This is a genomic window from Stenotrophomonas sp. LMG 10879 (assembly GCF_002750935.1).
In the GTDB taxonomy this organism is placed as follows: domain Bacteria; phylum Pseudomonadota; class Gammaproteobacteria; order Xanthomonadales; family Xanthomonadaceae; genus Stenotrophomonas; species Stenotrophomonas lactitubi_B.
Genome location: NZ_PEJT01000005.1, coordinates 320323 through 343195 on the forward strand (window position 1 = coordinate 320323; position 22873 = coordinate 343195).

The following is a 22873-nucleotide window of genomic DNA, read 5'->3' on the forward strand; positions in this document are numbered from 1 at the left end:
AGTGGGGTCAGAGCCCTCCCTTCGGGAGGGATCCGACCCCGGCAGCGATCAGATCACCGTCAGGTTGGCATACGCCATCACCAGCCACTTGCTGCCGGCGTCGGCGAACTCGATCTGCACGCGTGCGTGGGCGCCGTTGCCTTCGTAGTCGGTCACCATGCCTTCGCCGAACTTGGGATGGTTGACCAGCGCGCCCAGCTTGATCGGCGGCGCTTCGATGGCGGCGTGACCCATCACCCGGCTTGCGCCCATCGAGGCCGGTCGCGAGACCTGCACCTTCGGCCGCACTTCATGCAGCAGCTCGCGCGGAATCTCGCGCAGGAAACGCGACGGCAGGCTGTAGTTGTCCTGGCCATGGATGCGCCGCGATTCGGCGTAGCTCAGCACCAGCTTCTGTCGTGCACGGGTGATGCCGACGTAGGCCAGCCGACGCTCTTCTTCCAGCCGCCCGCTTTCCTCCAGCGACCGTGCGCTGGGGAACAGGCCCTCTTCCACGCCGGCCAGGAACACCAGCGGGAATTCCAGGCCCTTGGCCGAGTGCAGCGTCATCAGCTGCACGCCCTCCTCGCCCGCCTGCGCCTGGCCTTCACCAGCTTCCAGCGCGGCATAGGCCAGGAACGCGACCAGCTCGTCCATGTCCTCGCCCACTTCCTCGATGTCGTCGGCACGGCGCACGAAGCGCGAGGCCACCGACACCAGTTCGTCGAGGTTGTCGGTACGCGATTCCGAATCCAGCGCGTTGCGGCTTTCCTTGCTCCAGTGCTCGCGCAGCTGCGAACGCACCAGGACATGGTCCACGCGCTCGGCCAGGGTCATCTGCAGGGTCTGTGCCTGCAGTTCATTGACCAGCACCAGGAAGCCGGCCAGCGCGTTGCGCGCACGCGCCGCCAATGCACTGCCCTGGGTCACCAGCATGGTGGCTTCCCACAGCGAGATGCCCTGGGCGCGTGCTTCGCGGCGGACTTCGTCCAGCGTGCGGTCACCGATGCCACGCGTGGGCGTGTTTACCGCGCGCTCGAATGCAGCGTCGTCGTTGCGGTTGGACAACAGGCGCAGGTACGCCAGCGCATCCTTCACTTCGGCGCGCTCGAAGAAGCGCATGCCCCCGTACACGCGGTACGGCACCTGTTCGCTCAGCAGCGCTTCTTCCAGCGCGCGCGACTGCGCGTTGCTGCGGTAGAGCACGGCCACTTCGGTATAGCTGCCACCGTCGCGCACCCACTGCCGCGCGCGCTCGACGATGTAGCGCGCCTCGTCCATCTCGTTGTACGCCGCGTACAGGTCGATCGGGTCGCCGTCGCCGCTGTCGGTCCACAGCTGCTTGCCAATGCGGTCCGGGTTGTGCGCGATCACCGCGTTGGCGGCGTTGAGGATGTTGGCGGTGGAACGGTAGTTCTGTTCCAGGCGGATGGTCTGCGCGCCCGGGAAATCGCGCAGGAAGCCCTGCACGTTCTCGACCTTGGCGCCGCGCCAGCCATAGATGGCCTGGTCATCGTCACCGACCACGAACACGTGGCCCTCATGCCCGGCCAGTACACGCACGAAGGCGTACTGGATGGCGTTGGTATCCTGGAATTCGTCCACCAGGATCTCGCGGAACCGTGCGCGGTAATGCGACAGCAACGGCGGATTGTCGCGCAGCAGTTCGTGCGCGCGCAGCAGCAGCTCGGCGAAATCGACCAGGCCGGCACGGTCGCAGCGCGCCTGGTACTCGGCGTAAGCCTGGCGCATGGTTTCCAGCCACGCATCGTTCGGCTCGGGCTGGATGTGCTGCGGGCGGCGGCCTTCATCCTTCTGCGCGTTGATCCACCAGGCAATCTGCTTGGGCGGGTACTTGCCGTCATCCAGCTCCAGCGCCTGTACCACGCGCTTGACCAGCCGCAGCTGATCGTCCGAATCCATCACCTGGAAGCTTTCCGGCAGCTTGGCGTCCTGCCAGTGCAGGCGCAGCAGGCGGTTGGCCAGGCCGTGGAAGGTGCCGATCCACATGCCGCGGCTGCCATGCGGCAGCTGTGCGTCGATGCGATGGCGCATCTCACCAGCGGCCTTGTTGGTGAAGGTCACCGCGAAAATGCCATGCGTCGGCACGCCTTCGACTTCATGCAGCCAGGCAATGCGGTGGGTGAGTACGCGCGTCTTGCCCGACCCGGCACCGGCCAGCACCAGGTGGTGACCGAGGGGAGCGGAGACGGCTTCGCGCTGGGCCGGGTTCAGGCCATCAAGCAAGTGGGAGACATCCATGCCTCCATTTTACGGCATCGACGTCGCAGCTCCTGCGATCACCTGCACGGCCAGTGCCTGCGCCTGCTGACGCAGTTCAGGCACCGCCAGGCTTTCCCACAGGCTGCCGATGCGCAGGCTGCCGAGTACGCCCAGGCGCGCCTGCGGCTGACCACCCGCTGCGCACAGCCGGTCGCCAGGCACGCTGCTGTCCAGGCCCAGCCCATGCGGACCGGGACGGGCCAGTCCATCGGCCTGCAGCTGCTGCAACAAGGGGGTGCGCAGCGCCGAGGCGCGGGTTTCCACGCCCGTGGCGTTGACCACCGCACCGATCATCCATTGCACATTGCCACCGCCCGCCTCGCGACCCGACAGCCGCAGGGCATCCCCGTCGCGCCACACGCGTTGCAGGCGGGCGCGGTGGACGCGCAGCTGGCCGCTGGCCTGCAGCGCCTGCAGCTGCTCGGCCACTGGTTCAGCGATGCGATGTCGGTGTACGTCCCAGTAGCGCACCACGTGGCGCAGGAAGCGACGCTGGTCGGCGGCGTCCAGGCTGCACCAGAGCGCTTGCCCATGCGGGCGGATGCGATCCATCACGCCCTGCCACGGGATGCCATCGGCCTGTGCCTGCCGTGCGTGCTGGCGCAGTGCACGCAGGCGCTGGCGCAGGGTCATCGGCAGCAGCTCCTGCGGGTCGAACGTCGGTAGGCCACCGTGTGCGTGCGGCAACGGCAGCAGGCCATGGCGCGAGATCACGTGCAGCGGCCCGCTGTGACCTGCGGCCGCCAGCGCCAGTACGGTGTCGGCCATGCTCAGCCCGGAGCCGACGATGGCCACGGCATGGTCACCGGCCAGCGTACGCACGCCGTCGTAATCCCAGGCTTCGACCACGTCATCGGCGGGCAGCGCATCGGCGCCGTCCACCGGCAGCGGCCGCATGCTGTTGCCGGTGGCGATCACCGCCTGCGCTGCATGCAGCGTTCGGCCATCGCCCAGCTGCAGCTGGTAACCGTGGTCATCGGCATGCAGCGCCAGCACCGGTTGGGCGATGACCTGCAATCGCGCCGCGCTGGTCGCTTCGGCCTCGCGCAGGCGCTGCTGCAGGTAAGCGGCGAAGTATTGGCGACACACGTAACGTTCGCCCAGCACCTCGCGCGCCTCGCCCGGGTAGGCGTTGGCCGTCTGCAGGAAATCAAGAAAGTCGCCGGGCTGGTCAGGGAAGGCGCTCATCTTCGCCGCCGGCACGTTCAGCAGGTGCTCCGGCCACGGCGTGGCATAGGCGATGCCCTGTGCCAGCTGCGAGGCCGGCTCGAAGATGGCCAGCGCCAGCGGCGCCCGGGCCTGGCGCAACACCTGGATCGCCACCAGCACCCCGGCCGCACCACCACCGATGATCGCCAGGTCCAGTTCGCCATTACGCGGTGAATCAGTCATACGCCGATTGTAGGCCATCGCCCCTGCCCGGCTGGTGCTGGCCTACATCAACGCATCGGCCAGGCGTGCGATACCCTCTCGGCTGCGCAGCCACGCGGGGCGCTTGCGCCACTGCTCCAGGTCCAGCAGGCGCGACTGGCGCAGATAGTCATCCTCGATGGCGGTCAGCTGCGTGACCAGTTGACGGTCGTAACAGATCAGGCCGATTTCGGCATTCAGCGCGAACGAGCGGATATCCATGTTGATCGACCCGAGCACGGCGATGTCCTCGTCCACGCTCATGTGCTTGGCATGCAGGAACTGCGGCTCGTACAGCGCGATCTGCACCCCGCAGCGCAGCAGCTCATCGTAGTAGGCCTCCTGCGCCCACGAGGTCAGCCGCTGGTTGTTGCTGGCCGACAGGATCAGCTGCACCTGCACGCCGGACAATGCAGCGATGCGCAGTGCACTCAGGGTTGCCTCGTCGGGCACGAAGTACGGCGTCACCATCACCAGCCGGCGCCGGGCAAGATGGATCAGCGCGGCCACCGCATCGCGTGCGTTGCTGTAGGGGTAGGCCGGGCCGCTGGGCAGCAGCTGGGTGGCGATGTCCTCGCTGCACACCGGCACGTCGGCGATGACGTCCAGGCGCTGCCCGGTTTCGATGTACCAGTCGCTGGCGAACACCGCTTCAAGGTGCGCCACCGCCGGCCCGCGCACGCGCGCCACCAGCTCGCGGTTGGGGTGGCCGGCAACGAATTCAGGCCGCGCCAGGTTCTGCGAACCGACATAGCCCACTTCGTTGTCGATCACCGCGATCTTGCGATGGTTGCGCAGGTCCATGCGTCCGCTGCGGCGCCAGCGCAGGCCGCCGGGCAGCATCGCGCGCACTTCGACGTCACGTGACCGCAGCCGCTTGCTGTACGCACGCAGGCCACGCTTGGCGCCCACCGCATCCAGCAGCACGCGGCACTGCACGCCACGCGCTGCGGCACGCTGCAGGGCTTCGACGATGGCCTCGCCTACGGTGTCATCGAACATCAGGTAGTACAGCAGGTGCACCCGGTCCTGGGCCTGGTCGATATCGGCGATCAGGTTGTGCAGTGATTCGTCGTAGTCGGTCAGCAGGTCGACCGCGTTGCCATGCACCGGCATGAAATCGCCCTGGCGCTGCACCAGCGGCACCACTTCGGCACTGGCCGAGTCGGGCTGTGGCGTCCAGCGCAGTCGGCGCTGCAGCGCCTGCTCCTCGCGGATCACCTGCGAGGCCTCGGCCTGCCGGCGGATGCGTTCGCGCGACAGCCACGGGTGGCCAAACAGCAGGTACAGCGGCAGGCCCAGCAGCGGCACGAAGCCGACCAGCAGCAGCCAGCTGCGCGCCGCGCCCGGCGTGGTGCGGGTGGGGATCCAGCACAGCGCCACCAGCCGGATCAGCCAGTCGATCAGCAGCAGATACGAACCCAGCAACCACTCGAACAGCATCAGGCGCGCCCGTCGGGAGGGTGATGGGCCATTCTGCCCAGCGGGGTGGGTGGAGTCGAGCCGCGCCAAGCGTGCCGACCAACGGTCGGCACCCACCGGGGTCGGAACGTGTCGACCGAGGTCGACACCTACCGGGGGCGGGGGGCCACAAAAAAACCCGCCACGAGGGCGGGTTTCTTCGGAGGCAATCAGCAATCCTTGCGGATTACTTGATCTTGCCTTCCTTGTACGGGACGTGCTTGCGCACGACCGGATCGTACTTGGAGAATTCCATCTTCCCCGGGGTGTTCTTCTTGTTCTTGTCGGTCGTGTAGAAGTGACCGGTACCAGCGGTCGAAATCATACGGACCTTATCGCGCTTGCCTGCCATGATCGTCTACTCCTCAGACCTTTTCGCCGCGCGCACGCAGCTCAGCCAGAACGGAATCGATACCGTTCTTGTCGATGGTGCGCAGTGCATGCGCGGAAACACGAAGCTTCACCCAGCGGTTCTCGCTGGCAACCCAGAAGCGGCGCTCGTGCAGATTCGGCAGGAAACGACGACGGGTCTTGTTGTTGGCGTGCGAGACGTTGTTACCCGTCTGCACTCGCTTGCCGGAAACCTGGCATACGCGGGACATGGCGCACCTCGATAGTAAGTTGTGTCAGCCCGTAGCCCGGGAGACGGCGGCCTCGATGGTTGCCCACCACACGTCAAGAGAATCAAAGGGTTACGCTGGCGTTGGGCGGCCGGGGACGTGCTCCCGGGGGCGCCGCCCGGTACGAAACCGGACACAGCGAGCCGCGCATTATGCACGCAATCAAGACCTTGCGCAAGTTACCCACAGGGCACGGCTGAACACGGCGACGGTGGCCCTTGTAGAACCGAAGGTAGCGGCAGGAGCCGCTGCCAACGTCGCTTGCGACGGCCCGTAGGGTGACGGTCAGGACGACCGGCATAGCCCACGCTCGGCTGGGTCATACAGGGAGAAGCAGCCGAGCGTCGGCTCGGCTCTACAACAGCGACAGGGCCAGCTCAACGCAGGTGCGGCACCACCTGGGCCAGCAGGTGCGCATCCTTCAGTGCGCCATGCAGGCCGCGGGTGCCGGGAATACGCAGGCGCTGCAGCACATCGTCGAGCTTGTTGGGCATGCCCGGCCAACGGTTGCGGGCCAGCTTCAGGCTGCAGGTCACGCGGCAGTGCTGGGCCAGCCCTTCGGCGATGCCGGCCAGGCGCAGCTCGTTGTCGAGGAAGCCGACATCGAAAGTGGCGTTGTGCGCGACCATCTCGCTGCCACCCAGGAACTCCAGCAGCTCGGCGGCCTTGCTCGCGAACAGCGGCTTGCCCACCAGCATCGCATCGCTGATGCCGTGCACGCGCTGCGCGCCCCAGTCCACTTTGCGCTGCGGCTGCAGATAGGTGTGGAACTGGCGGCCGCTGAGCTGCCCATCGATCAGTTCCACCGCCCCGATTTCAATCACCCGGTGGCCCAGACGATGCGAGATGCCGGTGGTTTCGGTATCCAGCGCAACGACGCGGCTCATGCCGCACACCTGTGAGCAGCAACGCGCAGGCAGGAGACAAGGGACGGTAGTGAAGGGAGTGCGGTCATGCGGTGCTGGATCCTGGTGCGCGCGCCCGTGCAGCGTGGGCAGGTGATGCGGGATTGTCCCATGCGGCGCGCCAGCGGGTAGGCGGGACGAACACTGCGATACCGGCATACTGCCGTTTCACTGCGGAGGCTCCAATGCGATTGCTGGCCCTCACCTACGGCACCGAAGGCGATACGCGCCCGCTGGTCATGCTCTGCCACGGGCTGATCGCGGCCGGCAACGAGGTCATGCTGTTGGCCGACGGCGGCACTCTGGGCAGCGCGAAAACAATGGGCGTCCCGCACGCGGCGCTGGAAGGCGACATCCACGATGAAGTGGTGGCGCTGGTCTCGCGCGGCAACGGCGTGGCCGCCGCCAGCACCGGGCTGGCACGGATGGCGCTGCAGCACGTCGCCGGCTGGATGCGCCAGGCCGATGCTGCAGCCGAGGGCTGCGATGCGATCATGACCGGCGGCCTGGCGGCGTTCGTCGGCATGAGCGTTGGCGAACGTCGTGGTCTTCCGGTGATCGGCGCCGGCATGATTCCGCTGACGCCAACGCGCGCATTCCGCTCGCCCTTCCTGCCACCCGGGCGCTCGCCGGGATGGTTGAACCGGGCCAGCTACGGGCTGGTCAACGGCCTGATCTGGCGGCAGTTCCGCGGCCCGATCAACGCGGCCCGCCAGCACGCCGGGCAGCCGCCACGACGCTCGCTGTGGACCGGCCTGCCGATGCTGTACGGCGTCTCGCCACAGCTGTTGCCGCCGCCTTCGGACTGGCCGGCCGATCACCTCGTGTGCGGCCAATGGTCGGCACCCGCAGCGCCGTGGCAGCCGTCAGCCGAACTACAGGCCTTCCTCAATGCAGGGCCACCGCCGGTCTACCTGGGCTTTGGCAGCATGACCGGCTTCGACCGCGAACGCGTGTTGCCGGCGCTGTTGGCAGCGCTGGCACCGCGCCGCGTGCTGCTGTTCCCCGGTTGGGTCGGCGTGCCCGACATGGCGCTGCCCGACACGGTGCTGGTGATCGGGCCCACCCCGCATGAAGCCTTGCTGCCGCGCTGCGCGCTGGCGATCCATCATGGTGGCAGCGGCACCACGCATTCGGCCTGTCGCGCCGGCATACCGTCGATGGTGATGCCGTTCGCCGCCGACCAGTTCTTCTGGGCCGATCGCCTTCAGCGGCTGGGTGTAGCGCCTGCGCCGCTGTCACCGAAACGGTTGCAGGCGCAGGCGTTGGCCGATGCACTGGCGTTCGCCGAGCAGGCGGATACGCGCGCGCGTGCAGCCGCGCTGGGCGCTGCGATGGCGAACGAGGACGGAGTGGCATGCGGCGTGGCGGCGATCGAGCGGTCGCTCAGCCCAACGTTTCCACCACCCAATCAATGAACACCCGCAGCCGCTGGCTCATGTGCCGGTTCGGCGGGAACATCACGTGCATCGGCATCGGCGGCAGCTGCCAAGCCTGCAGCACCGGCAGCAGCTCACCGCGCGCCACGTGCGGTTCGGCCATGTAGCTGGGCAACGCGACCACGCCGAGGCCGGCCAGACCCGCTGCCAGATAGGCGTTGCCATCATCGAAGCCGATGGAATAACGCCCCTGCACCTCGAAGCGCTCGGCGCCGCGCTTCGCGCTGAACACGCGGGCGCGGCCACTGCGCGGGCTGAGGAAACCGACCGTGTGGTGGTCCGGCCCTTGCAGCGCGCGCGGGTGTTCCGGCATACCGAACTGCTGCACATAGCCCGGGCTGGCATGGAAGCCGATCGGCAGGCTCGCCAACGGCCGCGCCACCAACGCCGGGTCGGCCGGGGTGCCGCCACGGATCACGCAGTCGACGTTGTCGGCGATGACATCAACCTCGCGGTCGCTGACCCCCACCTCCAGCTGGATCTCCGGATAGCGCGCCTGGAAACCGGGCAGCGCCGGCACCAGCCGCAGCCGCGCGTACGGGCCGGGCACATCGATGCGCAGGCGACCGCGCGGTTGTGCGGCGGCATCGCCCAGGCCGCCCTCCACCTCTTCCAGCTCGGCCAGCAGACGCACGATGCGCGGGTAATACGCCGCGCCATCGGCGGTGACACTGACCCGGCGCGTGGTGCGGTTGAGCAGCCGCAGCCGCAGATGTGCCTCCAGCTGCTGCACCAGCTGGGTGACCGTGGTGCGGCTGAGCTGCAGCGTATGCGCGGCGCGGGTGAAGCTGCCGGTCTCCACCACCCGGGCGAAGGCCCGCATCGCCTCGAAGCGGTCCATGTCAGCGGCCCTGATTATTTGGAATTACCAATCAATCTAGGCGCATCATCGCGGTTTATCCAGACAGCGGCAGCGGGGAGGATGGTCTTCTCCCCCTCTGGAATCCGTCTTATGTCCCACCGTGATGTCGTCTTTCCCGCCGGCCGGCAGGCGCTGTACGAGCGCAATCGTTACTCACCGGCGATCCGGTCCAATGGCTTCCTGTTCGTCTCCGGCCAGGTCGGCAGCCGCGAGGACGGCTCACCCGAGCCAGACTTCGAGACCCAGGTGCGTCGCGCCTTCGACAATCTCAACGCGGTGCTGGCCGCGGCCGGCTGCACGTTCGACGACGTGATCGACGTGACCGTGTTCCTGGTCGACCCGGAAACCAACTTCGAAAAGGCCTGGGCGATCGTGCCGGAGTACTGGGGCGAAGCGCCGCACCCGACCCTGACCGGCATCGGCGTGACCTGGCTGTATGGCTTCCAGTTCGAGATCAAGGTGATCGCGGAGCTGCCTGCAGACCGGTAGTGCCAGCCGCTGGCCGGCAATGTGTCGGGGGTCAAAAAGCGTGTCGACCAAGGTCGACACCTACCGGGGCGGCTGGTCGCGCGAAAGCAGCCGAGCATGGGTTCGGCTCTACAGAAGTGCATCCCGGTGTCGCACCCCACGGACCGAAAGGCGTGCCGACCAAGGTCGGCACCTACCAGAGCAGCAGTCCCGTGCGCGGCGCACCTGAACGGCAGGTTCCGACGAATTCCCGAGGTGGCCATTGATATTGTATCCACCGAAAACCGCTTGCTAGCCTCCCCTCCATGCGCCGGATCGCCCGCCACCTTCGTTCGACCCTGCTGATGCTGCTGATGGCGGCGTTCGTGGTCGTACCGGTGGCCGATGTTCTGGCGTGTGCGGTGGAACCGCACGACAGCACCGTGGTGCATGTGGAGCCGGCTGCCGAAGAGCCCGACGGTGACAGTGACAACGACGGCAAGCACACCGGTGCCTGCAGTCATAACCACTGCCACCACTCCAACCTGAGCCTGCCGGCGAGCACCTTCGCCGCCTTTGGCACGCCGCAACCGGCGCGCTGGATGAATGCAGGCGACGCGGCGACCTATGCGGTCGCCCAGGACGAACTGGCACGTCCCCCCCGGGCGTGAGTTGAGCGCGTCCCGCAATCGCGGGCTCCCGTTTCACTCACAACCGGAATCCCCCTATGTCGATCCTGACACGTCGGTCGCCGCGCGCGGCCGGGCTGGTCGTCGCCGTGCTGCTGGGCCTGATCCCCGCCGCACAGGTCGCCGCACAAGCCGCACCTTCGTATGACACCCTGCTAGAACGTCTCGACCAGCTGCCCGGCACCCGCGTCGGCGCGGCATTGGCCGAGGCGGCCGACGCCCGCGCCGACCAGGCCCGGGCGCTGCCCAACCCCTCCCTTTCCTGGTCCGCCGAAAACGCCTGGGGCACGGGCTCCTACGGCGGCATGGGCAGGGCCGACACCGTGCTTACCCTGTCCCAGCCTTTGGAGGTCTGGGGCCAGCGTGGCGCGCGCGTCCGCGCCGCCCGCGCCGAGGCACAGGCCGCTGCCCTGCGTGGTTCGCAGAGCCGCAGCGATGTCGCCAGCCAACTGGCGGCGATCTACGCACAGGCGGAAAGCGCCCTGCGTCGTTACACCCTGGCCGACGAAGCGCTGACCCTCACCCGCGACGATGCGGCGGCGGTCACCGCCATGGTCAAGCATGGCCGCGAGCCGCAGTTGCGCGCCGTGCAGGCACAAAGCGAAGTGGCCAATGCCAGCGCCGCGCTGGATGAGGCGCAGGCCTTCCGCGATGCCGCACTGGCCCGCCTGGCTGGTGCGGCCCTGCTGGATGCACCGGTGCAGACCATCGACGACAGCCTGCTCGACCGCGCACCGCCGGCACCGCGCGGCTCCACCGATGTGGCACTGGCCGTGCGCGTCGCCGAAGCCGAGGTGGACGCAGCCGGTCGCCTGGTCGATGTGGAGCGCAAGCGTGCCCTGCCCGACCTCAGCGTCACGGCCGCGCAGACGCGTTTCCGCGAGGACCGCGAGCAGGCCTACACGCTCGGCGTCAGCCTCTCGATCCCGTTGTTCGACCGCAACCGTGGTGGCATCCGCGCCGCCAGTGCCGAACAGCGCGCGGCCGAGGCGCGGCTGGACCAGCAGCGCCGTGACAGCGAAGCGGAACGGTTGTCGGCGGTGGCGGGCCTGAAGGCCGCCGGCAGCCGTACCCGTGCAGCCGACGAAAGCGTGTTCGCCGCCGAGGAAGCGTATCGGCTGGCCCGCATCGGCTTCGACGCCGGACGCATCTCGCAGCTGGAGCTGCGCAGCACCCGCAGTGCACTCATCGCCGCCCGCGGCACCGCCGTGGACGCGCGCTTGTCGCGCGTCGGCGCGGAAATCGATCTCGCCCGCCTCGAAGGGCGCGCACCTTTTGTGGAGGCCCGATGAACCTGTCCCGTTCTTTCCCCCTGGTTGGTGGCCTGCTGCTGACCGTAGTGCTGGCTGGCTGCTCCGGCAACGCACAGAACCCGGACGCATCGGATGCCGCCCGCAAGGCAGCAGCCGACGATGGCCATGGCCACGCCGCTGACAGTACCGAAGCCAAGGCCGAAACACGCAAGGTGCCCGACGCCGATGAAGGCGTGGTGCAGCTGACGCCCGAGCAGATCAAGGCTTCCGGCATCGACGTGGTCGCCGTCGGCCGCGGCGGCGGCGGTTCGACGCGGCTGTCCGGCCGGGTCGAACCTTCGATCGGTGCGCGTGCATCGGTCGCCTCAACCGTGACCGGGCGTGTGGAGCGCGTGCTGGTCGCACCCGGCACCGCAGTGAAGCAGAACCAGGCGCTGGCGATCGTGGTCAGCGGCGAAGCGGCGGTGTTCCGCGCCAATGCGGTTGCCGCCGCTGCGGAAGCCGAGGCGGCGCGCCTGGCCCATGGCCGCGACAAGGCGCTGGTCGAGCAGGGCGTGGTCGCCCGGCAGGAACTGGAAACCTCACGCGCGCGCTCGCTGGCGGCGCAGGCGCAGGCCGCGGCCGCACAGGCACAGGCCGCCGCCAACGGTTCACCCGACAGCAGCGGCCGCGTGCGCATCACCAGCCCGGTGGCCGGCATCGTCGGCAACGTGCAGGTCACGCCGGGTGGCGTGGTGGCGGCCGGCAGCCCGGTGGCCGACGTCGCCGATCCGTCGATGAACGAGCTGGTGTTCACCGCACCGCCGGCGCTGGCCGCGCAGGTCAGCCCGGGCATGACGCTGGAAGTGAGCGTGCCGGGCGGCAGCTTCAGTGCCACCGTCACCGGTTCGGCCGCCGATGTGCGTCAGCAGGGCGGCGTAGCGGTAATCCGTGCCACGCCGGTCAATGCCGCATTGCCGCCAGCTGGTTCGCCGGTGTCTGCAGTAGTGGTCACCGACGGCAAGGATGGCGCGTTGAGCGTGCCGGCCGATGCCGTGCAGAACGTGGATGGCAGCAGCGCGGTATTCGTCGCGGTCGAGGGCGGCTTCAAGATGCAGCCGGTGCTGGTTGGCCGACGTGCCGGCGACCGCATCGAGATCCTCGGTGGCCTGAGCGGCAGCGAACGCATCGTCGGCGCCAACGCCTTCCTGCTCAAGGCCGAACTGGCCAAGGGCGAAGCCGAGCACGGGCACTGAGGGCCTTCCATGTTCAAGCTCATCATTGAAACCGCGGTACGCCACCGCTGGCTGGTCGTGGCCCTGGCTGCACTCGTTGCCGCGGTGGGCCTGTTCCAGCTCGGCAAGCTGCCGATCGATGCGGTACCGGACATCACCAACCGCCAGGTGCAGATCAACACCGTGGCTCCGGCACTGACGCCCGAGCAGATCGAGCGGCAGGTGACCTATCCGCTGGAAACCGCGCTGGCCGGCATCCCCGGCCTGACCACCACCCGTTCGCTGTCGCGCAATGGCTTCTCGCAGGTCACCGCGATCTTCACCGATGCCACCGACATCTACTTCGCCCGCCAGCAGGTGGCCGAGCGCATGCGCGAAGCCGCCGAAGCGCTGCCCGAGGGTGCCTCGCCGATGCTGTCGCCGGTCACCACCGGCCTCGGCGAGGTGTTGATGTGGACGGTGGACTTCACCGCGTTCGACCCTGCGAAGCTGGCCAAGCCCGGTGAAGCCGGCTGGCAGGCCGGTGAGGTCTACCGCACGCCGGAAGGCAATCTGCTGCGCACGCCGGAAGAACGCGCCACCTACCTGCGCACCGTGCAGGACTGGATCATCGCGCCGCAGATGCGTTCCAGCCCCGGGCTGGCCGGCGTGGACACCGTCGGTGGCTACGTCAAGGAATACGGCGTGCATCCGGACAGCGCACGGTTGGCCGCGCATGGCCTCGGCCTGGCGGACCTGGTGACGGCCCTGCAGCGCTCCAACGTGCAGGCCGGTGCCGGCTTCGTACAGCGTGCCGGCGAAGGCCTGGTGGTGCGTGCCGATGGCCTGGCGCTGACCACCGACGATCTGGCACAAGCGCCGGTGGCCACCCGCAACGGCGTGGTGGTACGGGTGTCCGATGTGGCCGAGGTCGAACTGAGCCGCGCACCGCGCCTGGGTGCGGCCAGCCGCAACGGCCATGAAGCCGTGCTGGGTACCGCGCTGATGATCGCCGGTGGCAACAGCCGCACCGTGGCCCAGGCCGCCGCCGCGCGCCTGGAACAAGTGAACAAATCGCTGCCGGCCGACATCGTGGCAGCGCCGGTGCTGGACCGCAGCGTGCTGGTCAATTCCACCATCAAGACCGTGGCCAAGAACCTCACCGAGGGCGCGCTGCTGGTGGTGGTGGTGCTGTTCCTGCTGCTCGGCAACCTGCGCGCGGCGGCGATCACCGCACTGGTGATCCCGCTGTCGTTCCTGTTCGCAGTGATCGGCATGAACCGCTTCGGCATCAGCGGCAACCTGATGAGCCTGGGTGCGCTGGACTTCGGCATTCTGGTGGACGGCGCGGTGATCGTGATCGAATCAACGCTGCTGATGCTGGGCCAGCGTCGTGCCGAACTGGGCCGCGCGTTGACCACGATGGAACGCCTGCGTGTCGCGGCTGATTCGGCGCGCAAAATGGCACGACCGGCAGCGTTCGGCCAGCTGATCATCCTGCTGGTGTTCGCGCCGATCCTCACTCTGGAAGGCGTGGAGGGCAAGACGTTCCACCCGATGGCGGCGACCTTCATGCTGGCGCTGGTGGGTGCCTTCATCTTCTCCTTCACCTTCGTGCCGGCGATGGCCGCACTGCTGGTGCGCGAGCCGAAGCTGAAGGACGGCGAGGCGCACCGCGATGATGGCGAGCACGAAACGAAGCTGATCCGCGTGCTGCGTGGGCGCATCGAGCCGATCATCCGCCAGGCCGTCGCGCGGCCACGGTCGGTGGTGGCGGGTGCGGGCCTGATGCTGCTGGTGGGTATTGGTTCGTTCGGCCTGCTCGGCCGCGAGTTCATGCCTACCCTGGATGAAGGCAACGTGGCGATGCAGGCACTGCGCGTGCCGTCGACCTCGCTGGAGCAGTCGCTGGCGATGCAGCTGGCGCTGGAAAAGGCGATTGCCCAGCAACCGGAAGTGGAAACGGTGTTCTCGCGTACCGGTACCGCCGAAGCGGCGATCGACCCGATGCCGACCAACATTTCCGACAGTGTGATCGTGCTCAAGCCACGTGCGGACTGGCCCGACCCGAAGCTGGGCAAGGAAGCACTGGTGGCCCGCTTCGAAAAGCTGGCTGGCCAGCAGCTGGGCAACAGCTTCGAGTTCAGCCAGCCGATCGAGCTGCGCTTCAACGAGCTGATTTCCGGCGTGCGGACCGATCTGGCGGTGATGATCTTCGGCGATGACTTCAGCCAGCTGCAGAAGGTGGCCGACCAGGTGGCGCTGAAACTGCGTGCGGTGGAAGGCGCGGCCGATGTGCGCGTGGAGCAGATTTCCGGCCTGCCCACGCTCAACGTCAAGATCGACCATGTGGCAGCGGCGCAGTACGGGCTGACCGCCGCGGACGTCAGCGATGCGCTGTCTACCGGCATCGGCGGCACGGCGGCGGGCAAGATCTTCGAGGGCGACCGTCGCTTCGATGTAGTTGTGCGGCTGGACGACAGCGCACGCAACGACCCGGATCAGCTGGCCTCGCTGCCGATCGCCACGCCGGCCGGCGTGGTGATTCCGCTGTCCTCGGTCGCGCGCATCAGCGTCAGCGAAGGGCCGAACCAGATCAGCCGCAACAACGGCAGCCGCCGGGTGGTGGTGCAGGCCAACGTGCGTGGCCGCGATCTCGGCGGCTTCGTTGGTGAGGCGCAGACCGCCGTCGCCGAGGTGGCGCTGCCGCCCGGTGCGTACCTGACCTGGGGTGGCCAGTTCGAGAACCTGCAGCGTGCGGAAAAGCGCCTGGCCACGGTGGTGCCGGTGGTGTTCCTGCTGATCGGCAGCCTGCTGTTCATGGCCCTGCGCAGTGGCAAGGAAGCCATCCTGGTGTTCAGCTGCGTGCCGCTGGCGCTGGTCGGCGGCATCCTCGCCCTGCTGCTGCGCGGCATGCCGTTCTCGGTGTCGGCAGCGGTGGGCTTCATCGCGGTGTCCGGCGTGGCCACGCTCAATGGCCTGGTGCTGATGCAGGCGATCCGCGAGCGCCTGGACGCCGGTGACGTGCCGATGATGGCCGCGATCAATGGTGCGTCCAGCCGTATCCGCGCGGTGCTGACCACCGCGCTGGTGGCCATCGTCGGCTTCATCCCGATGGCGATCGCCAGTGGTTCCGGTGCGGAAGTGCAGAAGCCGCTGGCGACGGTGGTGATCGGTGGCTTGATCACCGCCACGGTGCTGACCCTGCTGGTGCTGCCGACCTTCGCCGCGCGCGTGGCGAAGGTGCGGACGGTGGGGTGAGGTGGGAGGGGTCGGAGCCCTTTCCACAGGAAAGGGATCCGAGCCCGAGCCCGGGTCGGATCCCCGCCACCGCGGGGCTCCGACCCGACCACACGGCGGTCAGGCCTTCTTGCGTTCGACGATGTACGCCTGGATCTGCTGTTCCAGTACCGGCAACGGCACCGAGCCCTGCTTCAGCAGCGTGTCGTGGAAGCCTTTGATGTCGAACTTGTCACCCAGTTCCTTCTCCGCCTGCGCGCGCAGGCGCACGATGGCGATCTCGCCGAGCTTGTAGCTCAACGCCTGACCAGGCCAGGAAATGTAGCGGTCCACTTCGGTGGTCACTTCGTGCTCGCTCAGCGCCGTGTGGTCACGCAGGTAGGCCAGCGCCTGCTCGCGGCTCCAGCCCTTGCTGTGCACGCCGGTGTCGATCACCAGGCGCGTGGCGCGCCACATCTCGTAGGTCAGGCGACCGAAATCCTCGTACGGGGTTTCGTAGATGCCCATTTCCACGCCCAGCTTCTCGCAGTACAGCGCCCAGCCTTCGCCATAGGCGGAGATGTAGGCATTGCGGCGGAACTCCGGCAGGTTCTTCTGCTCGGCGGCGATGGCACCCTGCAGTGCATGGCCCGGATCGGATTCGTGCAGGGTCAACGCCGGCAGGTTGTACAGCGGGCGCGACGGCAGGTTGTAGGTGTTGAGCCAATAGGTGCCCATGCCACCCCGGCCGGCGGTCCAGAACGGCGCGATGTCCGGCGGCACCGGCACGATGGTGAAGCGCGCACGCGGCAATGTCATGTACTTGCCGAGCTGGCCATCGGCCCGCTTGGAGATCCATGCGGCACGCGACAGCAGTTCTTCCGGCGTCCTGGCATAGAACTGCGGGTCGGTACGCAGGAAGGTCAGGAACTCGGCAAAGCTGCCCTTGAACTTCACCTGCTTGATGATGTCGTTCATTTCCTTCTGGATGCGTGCCACTTCATCCAGGCCGATGCGGTGGATCTCGTCCGGCGACAGGTCCAGCGTGGTGTATTCGTGGATCTGCTGCTTGTAGTACGCCTTGCCGTCGGGCATCGCTTCGGCGGCCAGGGTGGTACGCGCCTGCGGCACGTATTCGTTGACGAAGAAGGTGCGCAGCTGCTGGAACGCCGGCACCACCTTGCCGCTGATCGCCGCGCGCGCCTGTGCCTGCAGCTTGGCCCGCTCGGCCGCCGGGACGGTGTTGGGCAGCTTCTTGAACGGCGCGTACAACGGCGATTCGGTCGGATCCTTCAGTTCGGCGACGGTGGCGATGGACACCTCGCGACCATCGAGCACCGCACGCGGCACGCTGAAGCCGCGCTTCAGGCCGGCACGCATGTTGTCGGTCTGCTGGTCGAAGTAGCGCGGCACATCATTCAGGCGCGCGATGTAGTTCTGGTAGTCCTGCACGGTCTTCATCTCGCGCCGGGCCATGAAGGACAGGTTCGACCAGAACGAGGAGTCGGCGTTGAACGGCATCTCGTAGCCGCGCAGGCGCACTTCTTCGGCCAGGTTGAACACCTGGTCGCGGTAGATCGCGTAGTTGACCTGGTTGTCGGGCGACAGGGTCTTCGGGTCGATCTTCTTCAGCGCGGCCAGGGTTTCGTCCCATACCTTCAGGCGTGCCTGCTGCGCGGCCGGGCCGACGTCGGGCATGCGGGTGGCGTTGGCCGGGGCGTCTTCGTCCTCGCTGGCCTCGCCGCCGCCGTCCTGGCGCCACTTCCATTCCTTCTCGTACAGCGCGCGGAAGGCAGCATCGGCGGGCGATTCAGTGGCCACGCTGGCCGGCGCGGTGGCGGTGGGCGGGGCGGCCAGGGCCACGGCAGGGGCAGACAGGGCGATCAGCAGGGCTACGGCAAGACGGGTTTTCACGAGCACAGGTTCCCGGGAAGGCAGACCCCGATCATGGCACCCCGCACCGCGCATGGCATGGGACGAAGGTCCTGCCTGCAACGCAGGCAGGGCCGGGAACCGGCCGCAGGCCGGGACCCCAGCGCCGAAGGCGCGCGGTAGCGCGGGGCCATGCCCCGCGAGCGCGCAGCGCGGCCGACGTTGGCCACCATCCCACAGCCGCCGGGCATGGCCCGGCGCTACCGATGCACTACCCAGGCCAGGCCGGGACCCCAGCGCCGAAGGCGCGCGGTAGCGCGGGGCCATGCCCCGCGAGCGCGCAGCGCGGCCGACGTTGGCCGCCATCCCACAGCCGCCGGGCATGGCCCGGCGCTACCGATGCACAGCGGTGCCGACCAAGGTCGGCGTCTACCCGAGCTTCAGTGGCTGGCCTTGTCCCGCTTCCAGCCGCGGTGCTTGATGTCCAGCTGCAGGCTGTACAACGCGGTGAACGCCGGGAACAGGTTCTGCAGCACGCCCACCGAATCCTGCTTGGCCGAGAACAGGAAGTAGCTCAGCGTCATCAGGCTGCCGACCACGCTCATGTACCAGAACAGGCGCGGGATCACCGGCTTGCCGGCGCGCTTGGAGGCGACGAACTGGACCAGCCAGCGGCCGCCAAACATCAACGCGCCGGTGTAGCCGATCAGCTTCCAACCGGTCACATGCAGGCCGGTCCAGTACAACCACGTCAGCGGCTGGTCCAGCCAGTGAAGCTCCAGATCCATCAACGCTCCTCCACCGCGGTGCGCTTGCTGCGGGTGATCAGCCAAGCCACGCCACGCAGGTCGCGGATGCCGACCAGCGCGCGACCGAGATTGTTGTACTTGGACACGCCGGCAGTGCGGTGGCGATGGTTGACCGGCACACTGATGGTCTTCCAGCCGGCACGCTGCATCAGCGCCGGCAGGTAGCGATGCATGTGATCGAAGTACGGCAGATCGAGGAAGGCGTTGCGCTCGAACAGCTTGATGCCGCAGCCGGTATCGGGGGTGTCATCGCGCAGCATGCGCGCGCGGATGGCGTTGGCCCACTTGCTGGCCCAGCGCTTGCTGCCGCTGTCCTGGCGGTTGACGCGCCAGCCGGCGAACAGCTTCACCTGGGCATCGGCGGCACCGCGGGCCTGCAGCAGCTTGGGGATGTCGGCCGGATCGTTCTGGCCATCACCGTCGAGGGTGGCGATCCACGGTGCACGCGCATGCTTGACGCCGGTACGTACCGCGGTGCTCTGCCCGCTCTGCGAAACGTGGTGCAGCACCCGCAGTTCCGGCGTGGTGGCCTTCAGGCCCTGCAGCACGGCCAGGGTGTCATCGCGCGAATGATCGTCGATGTAGACGATCTCGAACGGCAGCCGGCCGCGCAGTGCAGCGGTGATTTCGGCCACCAGGGGCGCGACGTTGTCGCGCTCGTTGAATACTGGGACGACGACGGACAGCTCGGGTTGGCTCATGGGGGGACTCGGCCAAGGAGGGACAAAGACCGCGCATTTTCCGACGCCGAGGTTATCCGAAGATGAATCCGGCAGTGTGAGGATGCGTTCTCACGCGCGATCAGCAAAATACTCGCGGCACCACTGCACCACCGGTGGCAGGCCCTGTTCGATGGGCATGGCCGGTTCGTAGCCAAATGCGTCATGTGCGCGCCGGGTATCGGCCATCGTGCGCACCATGTCGCCCGGCTGCATCGGCTTGTAGACCTTCTGCGCGGGGCGACCGGCGGCCTGCTCGATCACGCCGATGAAGCGCTCCAGCTCGACCGGCGTGTGGTTGCCGAGGTTGAACACCCGGTGCGGCACCGGACCATCAGCCGGATGCGCGAGGGCGCCGAGAATACCGGCCACGATGTCGGAGACATGTGTGAAGTCGCGCTGCATGCGGCCTTCGTTGAACACATCGATCGAACGACCGGCCAGCACCGCGCGCGAGAACAGCAGCGGCGCCATGTCCGGCCGGCCCCACGGGCCGTACACGGTGAAGAAGCGCAGGCCGGTGGCATGCAGGCCATACAGCTGCGCGTAGGTATAGGCCATCAGTTCATTGGCGGCCTTGGTTGCGGCGTACAGCGAGCGCGGCTGGTCCACGCGCTGGTCTTCGGAAAACGGCGGCGTAGCCGAATCGCCGTACACCGAACTGCTGGACGCATACACCAGGTGCTGCACGGCACGGTGGCGGCACAGCTCGAGCATGTTGACGAAGCCGACCAGGTTGCTGTCGACGTAGGCGTGCGGGTTTTCCAGCGAATAGCGCACGCCGGCCTGCGCGGCCAGGTGGATCACCGCCGTCGGCTGTATTTCGTCGAACAGTGCGGCCAGTCCGTCGCGGTCGGTCAGGTCCAGGGTGCGCAGGTCCAGCGTCGGGCACAGCGCGGCCACGCGGTCGCGCTTGATCTGCGGGTCGTAGTAATCGTTGAAGTTGTCCAGGCCGACCACCGACTGGCCCGCATCAAGCAGGGCGCGGGCGGTGTAGGCACCGATGAAGCCGGCTGCGCCGGTGAGCAGGATGGTCATTGCGGTGGGCCTGGAATCCAGCGGTCAATTCAGTGGTTACAAAGTCTGATGGTACGCGCAGGGCCTAGAACAGGCCGAAACGCTTCTTGGCCACATTGGTGCGCCCCGGCTGGATGACATCCTGGATGTTCTTCGCATCGAAGCGGTCCAGCAGGGTTTCCGAATCCTTCTTCAGCTTCAGGTCCATCTCTTCCGGGTACAGCGGCACGATCGCCATGAACTCAATGGTGGTGCCGTCTTCCAGCGCCAACGTGCCGAAGTCGTCCGGAGTGGTGACCGGCGGCAGCACGATGGCGCCATCGAATCCCACGCCCGGTGCATAGGGCTCGGACGGATGGCCGTTGGGAATGGTGTGGCCGAAGCCCAGCCAGGTGTCGTACTCATGCGGCAATCGCGCCAGGGTCTTCAGCATGCGCACCGGCCAGTAGTTGCGCTCGTCCTTGAAGGCGTCCTCGCTGATCGGCCAATCCGCCGGCAGGGTCACCATCAGTTCCATGTGCCGGGGGGCGTCCACCTCATCGGGCACGGACATCGGCAGGTCGCTCATGCCGGAGGTGACCAGACGCAGGTACGGGCACGCATCGGTGGCGGGCACCACATGCACGTCGATGTGCACGATATCGGAGATGATTTCGTGGAAGACGCCGGAGATCGGCCCCAGATGGCGCTCGATGTACGCGCTGATCGCCTCGATGTGTTCTTCGCCGTGGGCCGGGGTGAAGTCCTTCTCGCGGCTGTGCACGAGAATCGGGCTGCCGCCCGGGCTGACGTCGTCTACTTCAATGGTCATGTCCTGCTCCCTGGATGAGCCACGGGGCGGAGCGGCCCACCTGCGGTGGACAACGCGGCCTCCGGCACGCGCGGCGGTGCGTTCCCTGCAATCGACGGCACACGGCAGGAACAGGCCGTGCGCTCATGAAACTGCGCCGGGGTCAGCCCTGGCGCGTGCGCAGCCGCTCCAGCACGCCATCGAGCGTGTCCAGGTTGGCGTAATGGATGATCAGCTTGCCCTTGCCACCGCGGCCATGGTTGATCGCAACGGAGGTGCCCAGCACTTCGGACAGCTCCGTCTCCAGCGAGGCGATGTCGGCCTGCTGCACCTTGGCCACCGGCTGCGGACGGTTGCTCGGCACCTTGCCGGCGGCGAAGGCCTGCGCACGACGCTCGACCTCGCGCACCGACCAGCCCTCATCGGCCGCTTCCTGGGCCAGCTTGCTGGCCAGTTCCGGGGCCAGGGTCAGCAGCGCGCGGGCGTGCCCCATCTCCAGCCGGCGGGTTTCCAGCAGCAGGCGGATGGCGATCGGCAGCTCCAGCAGGCGCAGCAGGTTGGACACCGCCGCGCGCGAGCGGCCGACGGCCTCGGCGGCCTCGGCATGGGTCAGGGTGAATTCGCTGATGAGGCGCTGCAGCGCTTCGGCTTCTTCCAGCGGGTTGAGGTCTTCGCGCTGGATGTTCTCGATCAGCGCCATCGCGATGACGGTGCGGTCTTCCAGCTCGCGCACCACCACCGGCACTTCGTCGAGGCCAGCCAGCTGCGAGGCGCGCCAGCGACGTTCACCGGCGACGATCTCGAAGTTGCCTGCCGGCAGCTGGCGCACCAGGATCGGCTGGATCACGCCCTGCGACTTGATCGAGTCGGCCAGTTCGGACAGCTTGCCCTGGTCCATCTCGCGACGCGGCTGGTACTTGCCCGGCTGCAGCTGGCCTACCGGCAGCTTGCGCAGCACTTCACCGGGCAGCGGCTCGATCACCGCCGTGCTGGCCTGCACCTGGCTGACCGCGCCCTTGGGCCCCAGCAGGGCGTCCAGGCCGCGGCCGAGGCCACGCTTCTTGGCGGCAGGCTTGCTGGTCATCAGACGGTCTCCACGGCCTTGCTGGCCTTGTTGCGTTCGTTGTTGCGGCGGATGATCTCGCCGGCCAGGCCGAGGTAGGCCACGCCGCCACGCGAAGCACGATCGTAGCCGACGATGCTCTGGCCATGGCTGGGCGCCTCGGCCAGGCGCACGTTTCGCGGCACGATGGTGCGGAACACGCGGTCGCCGAAATGCTCGGTCAGCTCGGCCGACACGGCGTTGGCCAGGTTGTTGCGCACATCGAACATGGTGCGCAGCACGCCTTCGATCTCCAGCGCCGGGTTGAGGTTGGCGCGCAGCGCTTCGATGGTTTCCACCAGCGCGCTCAGGCCTTCCAGCGCGTAGTACTCGCACTGCATCGGCACGATCACCGAATCGGCGGCCGCCAAGGCGTTCAGGGTCAGCAGCGAGAGCGCCGGCGGGCAGTCGATCAGAATGTAGTCGTACTCGTCGCGGATCGGCGCCAGCGCGCGCTTCAGGCGCTGCTCGCGCTCGCTCTGCGCCATCAGCTGGATCTCGGCCGCGGTCAGGTCGATGTTGCCCGGCAGCAGGTCATAGCCTTCGGCGGTCTGCACGCGCACGTCGGCAGCGCTGGACTCGCCCAGCAGCAGATCGTAGGTGGAGGAGACCAGCTCGCGCTTGTCCACGCCACTGCCCATGGTCGCGTTGCCCTGGGAATCCAGGTCGACCAACAGCACGCGCTTGGGTGCGTTGGCCAGGGAAGCGGCCAGGTTGACGGCGGTCGTGGTCTTGCCGACGCCACCCTTCTGGTTGGCGATGGCGATGATGCGGGCCATGCGGGTGTGCCTCGTCGACGTGTGC

The 22873-nt window shown here is 67.7% G+C and carries 20 protein-coding genes; 6 read left to right on the forward strand and 14 right to left on the reverse strand.

Annotated elements, in window-relative coordinates:
* Positions 1-48 precede the first annotated feature (48 nt).
* The 6 genes from uvrD to dnaQ all read right to left on the reverse strand — a co-directional run bounded on the left by uvrD (position 49) and on the right by dnaQ (position 6640).
* Positions 49-2241 carry a DNA helicase II gene (gene uvrD / locus CR919_RS10095; protein ID WP_099819910.1) on the reverse strand — a complete coding sequence of 731 codons (2193 nt, stop codon included), beginning with the start codon at positions 2239-2241 and terminating at the stop codon, positions 49-51.
* 9 nt (positions 2242-2250) lie between these two features.
* The gene (locus tag CR919_RS10100; protein WP_099819911.1) at positions 2251-3672 is read right to left on the reverse strand and encodes an FAD/NAD(P)-binding protein; all 1422 of its coding nucleotides are present in this window, start codon (positions 3670-3672) and stop codon (positions 2251-2253) included.
* A 24-nt stretch (positions 3673-3696) separates the two neighbouring features.
* A complete protein-coding gene (gene cls, locus CR919_RS10105) occupies positions 3697-5115 on the reverse strand; it encodes a cardiolipin synthase (RefSeq protein ID WP_099819912.1) in 1419 nt (472 codons plus the stop codon).
* Positions 5116-5320: 205 nt separating this feature from the next.
* The gene (rpmG, locus tag CR919_RS10110) at positions 5321-5488 is read right to left on the reverse strand and encodes a 50S ribosomal protein L33 (protein ID WP_170272460.1); all 168 of its coding nucleotides are present in this window, start codon (positions 5486-5488) and stop codon (positions 5321-5323) included.
* A gap of 10 nt (positions 5489-5498) precedes the next feature.
* Positions 5499-5735, reverse strand: coding sequence for a 50S ribosomal protein L28 (gene rpmB, locus CR919_RS10115; RefSeq protein ID WP_005411638.1), 237 nt, complete (start codon positions 5733-5735; stop codon positions 5499-5501).
* Positions 5736-6130: 395 nt separating this feature from the next.
* Entirely contained in the window at positions 6131-6640 is a 510-nt protein-coding gene (gene dnaQ / locus CR919_RS10120; RefSeq protein ID WP_099819913.1) for a DNA polymerase III subunit epsilon, read from the reverse strand.
* A gap of 203 nt (positions 6641-6843) precedes the next feature.
* Here dnaQ and CR919_RS10125 point away from each other — a divergent pair, with 203 nt between their 5' ends.
* A complete protein-coding gene (locus CR919_RS10125; protein ID WP_099819914.1) occupies positions 6844-8076 on the forward strand; it encodes a glycosyltransferase in 1233 nt (410 codons plus the stop codon).
* Here the strand turns inward: CR919_RS10125 and CR919_RS10130 are convergent.
* Positions 8045-8938 (reverse strand): LysR family transcriptional regulator, encoded by an 894-nt coding sequence (locus tag CR919_RS10130; protein ID WP_099819915.1) that lies wholly within the window; start codon positions 8936-8938, stop codon positions 8045-8047. The two genes, CR919_RS10125 and CR919_RS10130, sit on opposite strands and share 32 nt — an antisense overlap.
* A 111-nt stretch (positions 8939-9049) precedes the next feature.
* Here CR919_RS10130 and CR919_RS10135 point away from each other — a divergent pair, with 111 nt between their 5' ends.
* The 5 genes from CR919_RS10135 (at position 9050) to CR919_RS10155 (ending at position 15802) form a co-directional block, all read left to right on the forward strand.
* Complete coding sequence (locus CR919_RS10135; RefSeq protein WP_099819916.1) at positions 9050-9448, forward strand: RidA family protein; 399 nt, start codon at positions 9050-9052, stop codon at positions 9446-9448.
* A 284-nt stretch (positions 9449-9732) separates the two neighbouring features.
* Positions 9733-10077, forward strand: coding sequence for a hypothetical protein (locus tag CR919_RS10140; protein ID WP_099819917.1), 345 nt, complete (start codon positions 9733-9735; stop codon positions 10075-10077).
* Between the two features lie 56 nt (positions 10078-10133).
* A complete protein-coding gene (locus tag CR919_RS10145) occupies positions 10134-11387 on the forward strand; it encodes a TolC family protein (protein ID WP_099819918.1) in 1254 nt (417 codons plus the stop codon).
* Positions 11384-12583 carry an efflux RND transporter periplasmic adaptor subunit gene (locus CR919_RS10150; RefSeq protein WP_099819919.1) on the forward strand — a complete coding sequence of 400 codons (1200 nt, stop codon included), beginning with the start codon at positions 11384-11386 and terminating at the stop codon, positions 12581-12583. Before CR919_RS10145 ends, CR919_RS10150 begins: the two co-directional genes overlap by 4 nt.
* Positions 12584-12592: 9 nt before the next feature.
* Positions 12593-15802 carry a CusA/CzcA family heavy metal efflux RND transporter gene (locus CR919_RS10155; protein WP_099819920.1) on the forward strand — a complete coding sequence of 1070 codons (3210 nt, stop codon included), beginning with the start codon at positions 12593-12595 and terminating at the stop codon, positions 15800-15802.
* Between the two features lie 99 nt (positions 15803-15901).
* On the opposite strand, the gene CR919_RS10160 is transcribed toward CR919_RS10155, so the two are convergent.
* The 7 genes from CR919_RS10160 to CR919_RS10190 form a co-directional block, all read right to left on the reverse strand.
* On the reverse strand, positions 15902-17674 hold the full coding sequence (locus CR919_RS10160; protein WP_099819921.1) for a DUF885 family protein: 1773 nt from the start codon (positions 17672-17674) through the stop codon (positions 15902-15904).
* Positions 17675-18072: 398 nt separating this feature from the next.
* On the reverse strand, positions 18073-18420 hold the full coding sequence (locus CR919_RS10165) for a lipid-A-disaccharide synthase N-terminal domain-containing protein (protein ID WP_025878793.1): 348 nt from the start codon (positions 18418-18420) through the stop codon (positions 18073-18075).
* On the reverse strand, positions 18420-19142 hold the full coding sequence (locus CR919_RS10170; RefSeq protein ID WP_099819922.1) for a glycosyltransferase family 2 protein: 723 nt from the start codon (positions 19140-19142) through the stop codon (positions 18420-18422). The genes CR919_RS10165 and CR919_RS10170 overlap by 1 nt, the downstream gene beginning before the upstream one ends.
* Before the next feature lie 90 nt (positions 19143-19232).
* Positions 19233-20198, reverse strand: coding sequence for an NAD-dependent epimerase/dehydratase family protein (locus CR919_RS10175; RefSeq protein ID WP_099819923.1), 966 nt, complete (start codon positions 20196-20198; stop codon positions 19233-19235).
* A gap of 64 nt (positions 20199-20262) precedes the next feature.
* Positions 20263-20988, reverse strand: a complete 726-nt coding sequence (locus CR919_RS10180; RefSeq protein WP_099819924.1) for a suppressor of fused domain protein — start codon at positions 20986-20988, stop codon at positions 20263-20265.
* A gap of 142 nt (positions 20989-21130) precedes the next feature.
* Entirely contained in the window at positions 21131-22051 is a 921-nt protein-coding gene (locus CR919_RS10185; RefSeq protein WP_089237881.1) for a ParB/RepB/Spo0J family partition protein, read from the reverse strand.
* Positions 22051-22848, reverse strand: a complete 798-nt coding sequence (locus tag CR919_RS10190) for a ParA family protein (protein ID WP_032976776.1) — start codon at positions 22846-22848, stop codon at positions 22051-22053. The genes CR919_RS10185 and CR919_RS10190 overlap by 1 nt, the downstream gene beginning before the upstream one ends.
* Between the last annotated feature and the right edge of the window lie 25 nt (positions 22849-22873).